The organism is Nisaea nitritireducens (assembly GCF_014904795.1).
GTDB lineage: Bacteria > Pseudomonadota > Alphaproteobacteria > Thalassobaculales > Thalassobaculaceae > Nisaea > Nisaea nitritireducens.
In genome coordinates this window covers 1-12,053 of record NZ_JACZFS010000082.1, presented here as the reverse complement: position 1 = coordinate 12,053, position 12,053 = coordinate 1, and the positions used below count along the sequence as shown (strand labels likewise).

Annotated in this window: 9 protein-coding genes and 1 tRNA gene; all 10 read left to right on the top strand. The window is 59.9% G+C overall.

The genetic code is table 11. The features are described from left to right. On the top strand, positions 1 to 122 hold a 122-nt coding region (locus tag IG629_RS22425; RefSeq protein WP_449867061.1), incomplete at its 5' end, for an EF-Tu C-terminal domain-related protein. Positions 123 to 195: 73 nt separating this feature from the next. Next, positions 196 to 271: transfer RNA gene (locus tag IG629_RS22420), tRNA-Trp, on the top strand. A 67-nt stretch (positions 272 to 338) separates the two neighbouring features. Then, complete coding sequence (gene secE / locus IG629_RS22415; RefSeq protein WP_193174086.1) at positions 339 to 536, top strand: preprotein translocase subunit SecE; 198 nt, start codon at positions 339 to 341, stop codon at positions 534 to 536. 4 nt (positions 537 to 540) lie between these two features. Continuing rightward, positions 541 to 1,071 (top strand): transcription termination/antitermination protein NusG, encoded by a 531-nt coding sequence (gene nusG, locus IG629_RS22410; RefSeq protein WP_193174085.1) that lies wholly within the window; start codon positions 541 to 543, stop codon positions 1,069 to 1,071. Between the two features lie 81 nt (positions 1,072 to 1,152). Beyond that, positions 1,153 to 1,581: a 50S ribosomal protein L11 gene (gene rplK / locus IG629_RS22405; RefSeq protein ID WP_193174084.1), complete on the top strand. Its 429-nt coding sequence runs from the start codon at positions 1,153 to 1,155 to the stop codon at positions 1,579 to 1,581. Between the two features lie 4 nt (positions 1,582 to 1,585). Continuing rightward, positions 1,586 to 2,284, top strand: coding sequence for a 50S ribosomal protein L1 (gene rplA, locus IG629_RS22400; RefSeq protein ID WP_193174083.1), 699 nt, complete (start codon positions 1,586 to 1,588; stop codon positions 2,282 to 2,284). 289 nt (positions 2,285 to 2,573) lie between these two features. Then, positions 2,574 to 3,086, top strand: coding sequence for a 50S ribosomal protein L10 (rplJ, locus tag IG629_RS22395; RefSeq protein WP_193174082.1), 513 nt, complete (start codon positions 2,574 to 2,576; stop codon positions 3,084 to 3,086). Between the two features lie 49 nt (positions 3,087 to 3,135). Next, a complete protein-coding gene (rplL, locus tag IG629_RS22390; protein ID WP_193174081.1) occupies positions 3,136 to 3,516 on the top strand; it encodes a 50S ribosomal protein L7/L12 in 381 nt (126 codons plus the stop codon). Between the two features lie 237 nt (positions 3,517 to 3,753). Next, positions 3,754 to 7,935 carry a DNA-directed RNA polymerase subunit beta gene (gene rpoB / locus IG629_RS22385; RefSeq protein ID WP_193174080.1) on the top strand — a complete coding sequence of 1,394 codons (4,182 nt, stop codon included), beginning with the start codon at positions 3,754 to 3,756 and terminating at the stop codon, positions 7,933 to 7,935. Positions 7,936 to 8,067: 132 nt separating this feature from the next. Next, positions 8,068 to 12,053: DNA-directed RNA polymerase subunit beta' (rpoC, locus tag IG629_RS22380; protein WP_193174079.1), on the top strand; the 3,986-nt coding region annotated here is incomplete at its 3' end.

The window sequence follows — 12,053 nt, the reverse complement described above, 5'->3', positions numbered from 1 at the left end:
ATAACATTGCGATGACGGTTAACCTGATCGCGCCGATTGCCATGGATGAAGGCCTGCGCTTCGCTATCCGCGAAGGTGGCCGGACCGTCGGTGCCGGCGTCGTCGCCAAAATCGTCGAGTAAAAAGACTTACTAACAGGCTGCCGTCCCGGCCTCTCATTCGGAGAGTTTGGGGCGGCATTCTGCAGCGCGGCGTAGGAGTGTAGCTCAATTGGTAGAGCACCGGTCTCCAAAACCGGGGGTTGCGGGTTCGATCCCTGCCACTCCTGCCACGCTTCTGTACTGTTGATTTCATTCCGCCGGGGCGCTATACAGCCCGGCTGACAGAAACGGATCACGATGGCAAAGGTTTCTCCGGCGCAGTTCGTCCGTCAGGTTCGCCAGGAAGTTTCCAAGGTGACCTGGGCGAGCCGCAAGGAAACAGGCGTGGGCACTATGATGGTTTTCATCATGGTGACGCTTGCGTCTATCTTCTTTTTCCTCGTCGATGGCGCGCTGTCGTGGGGCGTGAAATTTATTTTGGGTTTGGGGGCTTAGGCCGTTGGCACCGCGTTGGTACGTCCTCCATGTCTATTCCGGCTTCGAGAAGAAGGTCGCGCAATCCATTCGCGAGCAGGCAGCCGCGCATGAGATGGAAGACCTGATCGAAGAAGTTTTGGTTCCGACCGAGGAAGTCGTGGAAATGCGACGCGGCACGAAAGTGAACGCAGAGCGCAAGTTTTTCCCCGGCTACATCCTCGTGAAGATGGAGTTGACCGATCAGAGCTGGCACCTGGTTCAGGACCAGCCGAAGGTTACCGGTTTTCTCGGCAGCAAGGGCAAGCCCCAGGCGATCTCGAGGTCCGAGGCCGAGCGCATTATCAAGCAGGTCGCCGAAGGCGTCGAGCGGCCGAAGCCGTCCGTCATCTTCGAGATCGGCGAGCAGGTACGTGTTTCCGACGGGCCGTTTGCGTCCTTCAACGGTTATGTTGAGGATGTGGACGAGGAAAAATCCCGTCTCAAGGTTGCGGTGTCGATTTTTGGACGGTCGACGCCCGTCGAGCTGGAATATACCCAGGTCGAAAAGATCTGACGTTCAATTGATGTCCGCGTGGGAGGTCTTCCTGAAAACCTTGGGAGCCCGCACCACCCGGCACTATGAGAGGTAAGTACAATGGCGAAAAAGATCGCTGGCTATATCAAGCTGGAGATCAAGGCCGGTGAGGCGAACCCGTCTCCGCCGGTCGGACCTGCGCTGGGTCAGCGCGGGCTGAACATCATGGAATTCTGCAAGGCGTTCAACGCGGCTACCGGCAACCTTGAAAAAGGCATGCCGATCCCGGTCGTGATCACCGCTTACCAGGACCGTACGTTCTCGTTCGTGACCAAGACTCCGCCGGCCAGCTTCTTCATCAAGAAGGCCGCGAAGCTCCCGAAGGGCGCGAGCAACCCGAGCAAGGAAGTTGTCGGCCAGATCACCATGGACCAGGTCCGTGAGATCGCCGAAACGAAGATGCCGGATCTGAACGCCGTCGATCTTGAAGGCGCATGCCAGATGATCCGCGGTTCCGCCCGTTCCATGGGCGTTGAGGTTGTGGAGTAAGACGATGGCGAAACTGGGTAAGCGTCTTAAGGGCGCCTATGAGAGCGTCGATCGGCTGAAGCTGCACGCTCTCGACGAAGCGGTGAAACTGGTCAAGAGCGGCGCCAAGGCGAAGTTCGACGAGACCGTCGAGATCTCCATGAACCTCGGTGTTGACCCGCGTCACGCCGACCAGATGGTTCGTGGCGTCGTTGCTCTGCCGCATGGCACGGGTAAAGACGTTCGCGTCGCGGTTTTCGCGAAAGACGCGAAGGCTGACGAGGCGCGCGAAGCCGGTGCCGAGATCGTCGGTGCGGATGACCTGATGAAGGAAATCCAGGATGGCCGGACGGATTTCGACCGTGTCATCGCCACGCCGGACATGATGGCCCTCGTCGGTCGTCTCGGTAAGGTTCTGGGCCCGCGCGGCCTGATGCCGAACCCGAAGCTCGGTACCGTGACGCCGGATGTGGCTGCTGCCGTGACCGCCGCCAAGGCCGGTCAGGTTGAGTTCCGCGTCGAGCGTGCAGGTATCGTTCATGCCGGTATCGGCAAGGCCAGCTTCTCCGAGGAGCAGCTGCTTGAGAACGCGAACGCGTTCGTCGATGCGATCACCCGCGCGAAGCCGACCGGTGCCAAAGGCACATACGTCAAGCGCATCGCGCTCAGCTCCACCATGGGGCCGGGTGTGAAAGTGGATACTGCTGTACTGGGCGCCGCCTAGTTACAGTTTGTGATTTCCGGTCCCCTGGCGGGGGCCGGAGACAGGGGCCGACCTTCGGATCGGCCCCGACCTGTCCGAGACTACGGGTGCCAAAGGGGCTTCGGCCACGGCGGCTTAATCGACCCGTACAGACAGGGGTGAAAACGGATTTCTATCCCGGTATGCCGGGTCAGACTGACGTTTGAGCTTCTGGGACAGGCGAACCGGGCCGACGGGCATGGTGTTCGTCGGTTCATGTGCAAAGGGGGCTTCGGCATTGTGCTGAGGCCCGCAGATGCGGAGATGATCAGTGAACCGTACTGAAAAAGCGGCTCTGGTCGAGACCCTGAACAAGACCTTTTCGGATTCCGCGCTCGTCGTGGTTACCCATCAGGTCGGGCTGACGGTCGATGAGGTCAATGACCTTCGCGGCAAGATGCGTTCAGCAGGGGCCCGATACAAAGTCACGAAGAATCGGATCGCTCGTCTCGCTCTGAAAGGCACGGAGTACGAAAACCTTGATGCGTCCTTCACGGGTCCGACGGCGATTGCTACGTCCGAAGATCCGGTTGCCGCTGCCAAGGTTGCCGTCGAGTTCGCCAACGCCAACGAGAAATTGTCCATTGTCGCCGGGGCTCTCGGCACAAAAATGCTCGATGTCGAGCAGGTCAAGGCTCTCGCCAAGTTGCCGTCCCTCGACGAACTGCGTGCAAAACTGCTGGGTATGCTTTCGACGCCTGCGACCAAGGTCGCCGGTGTTCTGCAGGCACCTGCCGGTCAAATGGCTCGGGTGCTTTCTGCCCGTGGCAGTCAAGAGGGGTGAGTGGGCCTTCCACTCCGTTTAACGAAGCTCAAGTCTGGAGTATTTACTAATGGCTGATCTTGAGAAGCTTGTTGATGAGCTTTCCAAACTGACGGTCCTCGAAGCGGCCGATCTGTCGAAGATGCTTGAAGAAAAATGGGGCGTGTCCGCCGCTGCTCCGGTTGCTGTTGCAGCCGTTGCTGGTGGTGGCGATGCCGGTGGTGCCGCTGCAGAAGAGAAGGACTCCTTTGACGTTGTCCTGACCGCTGCTGGCGACAAGAAGATCAACGTGATCAAAGAAGTTCGCGCGATCACCGGTCTCGGCCTGAAAGAAGCCAAGGACCTCGTCGAAGGTGCACCGAAGCCTGTGAAGGAAGGTGCTTCCAAGGACGAAGCCGAAGAGCTGAAGAAGAAACTCGAGGAAGCTGGTGCGACCGTCGAGCTGAAGTAACGCCTTGGCGTTACTCTGGAATACGGGTGGGGTGCGGGCGCGTCGGTAGACGCGCTCGTCGCCCTGCCCTTTTCCTGTTCTTACCGTTGCTGCCGAGGCAGTAGCGGTAAGGCTAGGAGGCCGGTTTCCCCGGCCAGGCTGATAAGGCGGTTCTCGCGGCGGGCGCGGGAGCCATGGAGCGGACGGATACCCGTCCCGACCGCTCCTGTTCGAACGAAAGGTGGGCGAGGTTTGACCATGGCGATTTCCTCCGTTGGTTCCTTCACCAGTCGCAAGCGTGTGCGCAAGGATTTCGGGCGCATTTCCGAAGCGTCCCCAATGCCGAACCTCATCGAGGTTCAGAAAAGCTCCTACGATCTGTTCCTGCAGAAAGACGTGTCGATTGAAGACCGTCAGGTTCTGGGGCTTCAGGAAGTCTTCAAGTCGGTTTTCCCGATCAAGGACTTCTCCGAGCGTGCAATGCTCGAGTTCGTCAGCTATGAGCTCGAGACGCCGAAATATGACGTTGAAGAGTGCCAGCAGCGTGGAATTACCTTCGCGGCGCCGCTGAAGGTGACCCTCCGTCTTGTCGTCTGGGACGTCGAGGAAGAGACCGGTTCCCGCTCGATCCGCGACATCAAGGAGCAGGACGTCTATATGGGCGACATGCCGCTGATGACGAAGAACGGTACCTTCGTCATTAACGGAACCGAGCGTGTCATCGTCTCCCAGATGCACCGTTCCCCGGGCGTGTTCTTCGACCACGACAAGGGCAAGACCCATTCGTCCGGCAAGTATCTCTTCGCGGCCCGCGTGATCCCGTACCGCGGCTCCTGGCTCGATTTCGAATTCGATGCCAAGGATATCCTCTATGTGCGCATCGACCGCCGCCGCAAGCTGCCCGCGACCACGCTGCTGCTGGCGCTGATGAGCAACCAGGCGGAAGGCTATCTGAAGGAATGCCACGAGACCGGTGTCGACGTGGACCGCTCTCAGGTAACCGGCCTGACCGCCGAGGACATCCTCAGCTACTTCTACGACTCCATCACCTTCACCAAGAAGGGCGAAGACTGGAAAACCGCTTTCGACATCTCCCGCCTGCGCGGCCAGAAGCTCGCCCGCGATCTGGTCGATGCGGATTCCGGTGAGGTCGTTGCCAAGCTTGGCGACAAGATGACCCCGCGGCTTGGCCGCAAGCTGGCGGAAGCCGGCCTCAAGGACGTCTACGTTCCGAGCGAAGAGCTGCTCACCCAGTACATCTCGATCGACATCATCAATCCGGAAACCGGCGAAATCATCGTCGAGGCCGGTGACGAGATCACTGAGGAACTGCTCGAGACGATTGCCGAAGCGGGCATCGAAGAGCTGCCGGTTCTGGCGATCGACCACATGACCGTCGGTGCCTATGTGCGCAACACGCTGGCGATGGACAAGAACACCACTCGCGAAGAAGCGCTGGTTGATATTTACCGGGTCATGCGCCCGGGCGAGCCGCCGACCCTCGAGACTGCTGAAAACCTGTTCAACGGCCTGTTCTTCGATTCCGAGCGCTACGACCTCTCTGCTGTCGGCCGGGTGAAGATGAATGCCCGTCTCGATCAGGAAACCGACGATCAGCTGCGCACCCTGCGCAAGGAAGACATCCTGGCGATCCTGAAAATCCTGGTCGACCTGAAGGACGGCAAGGGCGATATCGACGATATTGACCACCTCGGCAACCGCCGCGTCCGGTCCGTCGGTGAGCTGATGGAGAACCAGTATCGCGTCGGCCTGCTGCGCATGGAACGGGCGATCCGCGAGCGCATGAGCTCGGTCGAGATCGACACCGTGATGCCGCATGACCTGATCAATGCGAAGCCGGCTGCTGCTGCCGTTCGTGAATTCTTCGGCTCCTCGCAGCTGTCCCAGTTCATGGACCAGACCAACCCGCTCTCCGAGATCACCCACAAACGCCGCCTTTCGGCGCTTGGCCCAGGCGGTCTGACCCGTGAGCGCGCAGGCTTCGAAGTGCGTGACGTGCACCCGACCCACTATGGCCGGATCTGCCCGATTGAAACGCCTGAAGGCCCGAACATCGGTCTGATCAACTCGCTCGCCACCTATGCTCGCGTCAACCAGTACGGCTTCATCGAGACCCCGTACCGCAAGGTTGTCGACGGTACGGTGACCGACGAGGTCCGCTACATCTCCGCGATGGAAGAGGGCCGGTATACGGTGGCCCAGGCCAACGCCCCGATCGACGATAAAAACCGTTTCGTCGAAGAGCTGATCCCGGTGCGCCGGCAGGGCGACTTCGGTCTGGCCCGTCCGGAGGATATCGATCTTATCGACGTCTCGCCGAAACAGCTGGTATCCGTCGCCGCGGCGCTCATCCCGTTCCTCGAGAACGATGACGCCAACCGCGCGCTGATGGGCTCGAACATGCAACGGCAGGCGGTGCCGCTGGTGAAAGCCGAAGCGCCGTATGTCGGTACCGGCATGGAAGCCCGCGTCGCCCGCGACAGTGGTGTGACCATCGTCGCCAAGCGCTCCGGCATCGTCGATCAGGTGGACGCGACCCGTATCGTTGTCCGCGCGACCGACGCCACCGCGAGCACGGAAAGCAACGTTGATATCTACTCGCTGCTGAAGTTCCAGCGCTCGAACCAGAACACCTGCATCAACCAGCGTCCGCTGGTGAAGGTCGGTGACCGGGTTCAGGCCGGAGACATCATGGCTGACGGCCCGTCCACGGATCTCGGCGAGCTCGCGCTCGGCCGGAACGTGCTCGTCGCCTTCATGCCGTGGAATGGCTACAACTTCGAAGATTCGATCCTGATCTCCGAGCGCATCGTCCGTGACGATGTCTTCACCTCGATCCACATCGAGGAATTCGAGATCATGGCCCGCGATACCAAGCTGGGTCAGGAAGAAATCACGCGCGACATTCCGAATGTCGGCGAAGAAGCCCTGAAGAATCTCGACGAAGCCGGCATGGTCTATATCGGTGCCGAGGTGAACCCGGGCGACATTCTCGTCGGTAAGGTGACGCCGAAGGGCGAAAGCCCGATGACGCCGGAAGAAAAGCTTCTCCGCGCGATCTTCGGTGAAAAGGCTTCCGACGTCCGTGACACCTCCCTGAAGGTTCCGCCGGGAGGCACCGGTACGGTTGTCGAGGTTCGCGTCTTCTCACGCCGCGGCGTCGATAAGGACGAACGTGCTCTGGCCATCGAACGGTCGGAAATCGAACGTCTCGCGAAGGACCGCGACGACGAACGGGCAATCCTGGAGCGTGGCTTCTTTGCCCGTCTGAAGGAACAGCTGCTCGGTCAGAAGTCGGTCGAAGGTCCGAAAGGCTTCAAGGGCGGCGTCGAGATCACCGAAGCGGTGCTCGGCGAATATACCCAGGGCCAGTGGCGTCAGTTCTCCGTCGAAGACGAAGCCCGGATGGAATATCTGGAAGGGATCAAGGGCGAATTCGACAAGAGTGTCGAAGAGCTTCAGTCCCGCTTCGACAACAAGGTCGAGAAGCTGCAGCGCGGTGACGAGTTGCCGCCGGGCGTCATGAAGATGGTCAAGGTCTTCGTCGCGGTGAAGCGCAAGCTGCAGCCGGGTGACAAGATGGCCGGCCGTCACGGTAACAAGGGTGTCATTTCCAAGATCAACCCGGTCGAGGACATGCCCTATCTCGAGGACGGTACTGCCGTCGACATCGTGCTCAATCCGCTTGGCGTGCCTAGCCGCATGAATGTCGGGCAGATTCTTGAAACCCACCTCGGCTGGGCGTCGCATGGTCTCGGTCTGCAGATCAACGAGATGCTGACCGATATCCACAACACGGCCAAGACCGGCGGCTTCAAGACGCTGTTCGAGAAAGTGTATGGCGAAAAACAGTACAAGGCCGAGATCGAGCCGCTGGGTGACGACGAGATTCTTGAACTCGCCGGCAACCTCAGCCGCGGTGTGCCGATGGGCACGCCGGTGTTCGACGGCGCCAAGGAAGACGACATCGTCGCCATGCTGGACACGGCGGGTCTCGACTCCACCGGTCAGGTTACCCTGATCGATGGCCGGACCGGCGAGGTGTTCGATCGTAAGGTGACAGTCGGCTACATCTACATGCTGAAGCTGCACCACCTTGTGGATGACAAGATCCACGCGCGGTCCATTGGCCCGTACAGCCTTGTTACCCAGCAGCCGCTGGGCGGTAAGGCACAGTTCGGTGGTCAGCGTTTCGGGGAAATGGAGGTCTGGGCCCTAGAAGCCTACGGCGCTGCATATACCCTGCAGGAAATGCTGACGGTGAAGTCGGACGATGTGTCCGGCCGGACCAAGGTGTACGAAGCGATTGTTCGCGGCGACGACAATTTCGAGGCGGGTATCCCGGAATCCTTCAACGTTCTCGTGAAGGAACTCCGCTCCCTCGGCCTCAATGTCGAGCTGGAACAAGAGCAGCAGTAAGCCATTCCGGGTGGTCTCCTGAAGGAGGCCGCCCGGTTTTATCCTCCCGGGGCGGACTTGCCGTTCCCGGCCGCGTCGCCCACACTATGGTAAGTCGGCGCACAACGTCCCAGTGACGTAAGGAGATGCTTGATGAACGAGTTGATGAACATCTTTGGTCAGCCGTCCGGCCCTCAGAGCTTCGATCACATCCGGATCGCGATCGCGAGCCCGGAGCGGATCCGCTCATGGTCGTTCGGTGAAATCAAGAAGCCCGAGACCATCAACTACCGGACCTTTAAGCCGGAGCGCGATGGCCTGTTCTGCGCCCGGATCTTTGGCCCGATCAAGGACTACGAATGCTTGTGCGGTAAGTACAAGCGGATGAAATATCGCGGCATCATCTGCGAGAAGTGCGGCGTTGAAGTCACGCTCTCGAAGGTCCGCCGCGAGCGGATGGGCCATATCGAACTGGCCTCCCCGGTTGCTCACATCTGGTTCCTGAAGTCCCTGCCGAGCCGCATCGGTCTGCTGCTCGACATGACCCTGAAGGATCTGGAACGGATCCTCTATTTCGAGAGCTTCTGTGTCGTCGAGCCGGGCCTGACGCCGTTCAAGTATCGCCAGCTCCTCAGCGAGGAAGATTACTACGACGCGCAGGACGAGTACGGCGAGGATACCTTCAAGGCCATGATCGGCGCCGAGGCGCTGAAGGAAATGATGGTCAACCTCGATCTTGACGAGGAAAAGGAAACCATCCGCGAAGAGCTCCGGACCACGGGTTCGGAAGCCAAGCGCAAGAAGCTGGTCAAACGTCTGAAGCTGATCGAGGCTTTCGAGGAATCCGGCTGTCGTCCGGAATGGATGATCCTCGACGTGATCCCGGTCATTCCGCCGGAACTGCGCCCGCTGGTTCCGCTGGATGGTGGTCGTTTCGCCACCTCCGATCTGAACGATCTCTATCGCCGGGTAATCAACCGGAACAACCGTCTGAAGCGGCTGATCGAGCTGCGTGCGCCGGACATCATTGTCCGTAACGAAAAGCGCATGCTGCAGGAGTCCGTTGACGCCCTGTTCGACAACGGCCGCCGCGGCCGGGTCATCACCGGCGCCAACAAGCGTCCGCTGAAGTCCCTCTCCGACATGCTGAAGGGCAAGCAGGGCCGCTTCCGTCAGAACCTGCTCGGAAAGCGCGTCGATTATTCCGGCCGTTCGGTCATCGTCGTTGGCCCGAGCCTGATGCTGCATCAGTGCGGCCTGCCGAAGAAGATGGCGCTCGAGCTGTTCAAGCCGTTCATCTATTCGAAGCTTGAGCTCTATGGTCTCGCCAGCACCATCAAGGCCGCCAAGCGGATGGTGGAGAAGGAACGTCCGGAAGTCTGGGATATCCTCGAAGAGGTTATTCGCGAGCATCCGGTCATGCTGAACCGTGCGCCGACCCTGCACCGTCTTGGCATCCAGGCTTTCGAGCCGGTGCTGATCGAAGGTAAGGCGATCCAGCTGCACCCGCTGGTCTGTACAGCGTTCAACGCCGATTTCGATGGTGACCAGATGGCGGTCCACGTACCGCTTTCCCTGGAAGCCCAGCTCGAAGCGCGCGTGCTGATGATGTCGACCAACAACATCCTCAGCCCTGCGAACGGCAAGCCGATCATCGTGCCGTCCCAGGATATCATTCTCGGTCTCTACTATCTGACGATCGAGCGTGAGGGGATGCCGGGCGAGGGCATGGTCTTTGCCGATATGGGCGAGATCGAGCACGCGCTGAATTCCGGCGCGGTGAATCTGCACACCAAGATCCAGGCGCGTGTCGACACGTTCGAAGAGACTGGTGAAGAGGTGACCAAGCGGGTTGAAACCACGCCGGGCCGCCTGAAGATTGCGCAGCTTCTGCCGAAAAACCCGAACCTTCCCTTCACTGTTATCAACAAGCTGATGACGAAGAAGGAAGTGCAGAGCGTTATCGATCAGGTCTATCGCCACTGCGGTCAGAAGGACACGGTGATCTTCGCCGATCATCTGATGACCCTTGGCTTCGGACATGCGTGCCGCGCCGGTATTTCGTTCGGCAAGGACGATCTGATCATTCCGGACGCCAAGCATGAACTGGTCGATGCGGCTCATGCCGAGGTGAAGGAGTTCGAGCAGCAGTATCTTGATGGCCTGATCACCCAGGGTGAGAAGTACAACAAGGTCATCGACGTCTGGTCCCGTTGTACCGATGTGGTCGCCGAAAAGATGATGGAGCACATGTCCAACGAGGAGCCGGGCCAGCCCGTCAACTCGGTCTGGATGATGGCCCATTCCGGTGCTCGTGGTTCCGCGACGCAGATCAAGCAGCTTGCCGGTATGCGCGGCCTGATGGCCAAGCCGTCGGGTGAGATCATCGAGACGCCGATCACCTCGAACTTCAAGGAGGGCCTTACCGTCCTTGAATACTTTAACTCCACCCACGGTGCCCGTAAGGGTCTGGCCGACACGGCGCTGAAGACCGCGAACTCCGGTTACCTGACGCGCCGTCTGGTCGACGTTGCCCAGGACTGCATCATCACCGAAGAGGATTGCGGCACTGAGCGCGGCATCACGGTGAAGGCTGTTGTCGAAGGCGGCGAAGTGATCGATCCGCTGAGCGAGCGTATTCTCGGCCGGACCTGTGCGGACGAGCTTATCGCTCCGCTCACGGGGGAGAAAATCGCGGATGCGTCGACTATCATTGACGAGCCGCTGGTTGATGCGATCGAACGGGCCGGTATCGACCAGGTACGCCTGCGTTCGGTGCTTACCTGCGACAGCAAGGTCGGCGTTTGCGCCAGCTGCTACGGCCGTGACCTGGCCCGTGGTACCCGCGTCAATATCGGTGAAGCGGTCGGCGTCATTGCCGCCCAGTCCATTGGTGAGCCGGGTACCCAGCTGACGATGCGGACCTTCCACATCGGCGGTGCCGCCCAGCGTGGTGCCGAGCAGTCCAGCATCGAAGCCGCTTTCGACGCCAGTGTGAAGGTGTTGAACCGAAACGTGGTGACGAACTCCGAAGGCATCCTGATCGTGATGAGCCGGAACACGGAAGTGATCCTGCAGGACGACCAGGGCCGCGAGCGGGCCCGTCACCGGATTCCGTACGGCTCCCGTCTGTTCGTCGATGACGAGCAGATCGTGAAGCCGGGAGACAAGATCGCCGATTGGGATCCGTACACGATTCCGATCATCACCGAGAAAGAAGGTACGGCGCATTACGTCGACCTCGTCGACGGTGTTTCCATGAACGAGGTCACCGACGAAGCGACCGGTATCGCTTCCCGCGTGGTTATCGACTGGAAGCAGCAGCAGCGCGGTGGTGATCTGCGTCCGCGTGTTACCCTGCGTGACGAGAAGGGCGAAGTCATCGAGCTGGCGAACGGTCTCGAGGCCCGCTACTTCATGTCGGTCGACGCCATCCTCTCGGTGGACAATGGTGCACAGGTTCGTGCCGGTGACGTGCTGGCCCGTATCCCGCGGGAATCTTCCAAGACCCGCGATATCACGGGTGGTCTGCCGCGGGTTGCGGAACTCTTCGAGGCTCGCAAGCCGAAGGATTACGCGATCATCAGCGAATCCGAAGGACGCGTTGAATTCGGCAAGGACTACAAAACCAAGCGCCGGATCATGGTCGTGCCGCAGGACGGTGAGAAGGAAACAGTCGAATATCTGATCCCGAAGGGCAAACACCTTGCGGTTCAGGAAGGCGACTTCGTTCAGGTCGGCGATCTGCTGATGGACGGTAATCCGGTTCCGCATGACATCCTGAACGTTCTTGGTGTCGAGGCGCTCGCCGAATACATCATCAACGAGATCCAGGACGTCTACCGACTGCAGGGCGTGAAGATCAACGACAAGCATATTGAAGTGATCGTCCGCCAGATGCTGCAGAAGGTGGAAGTTTCCGACGCCGGCGATACCACATTGCTGGTTGGTGAGACTGTCGACCGGGATGAGTTTGACGAGGCGAACGAAAAGGCGCTTGCCGAAGATCTTCGTCCGGCGAAGGCGATCCCGATCCTGCACGGTATTACCAAGGCATCCCTGCAGACCCGGTCCTTCATCTCCGCCGCGTCCTTCCAGGAAACCACCCGCGTCCTCACCGAGGCGGCTGTTTCCGGCAA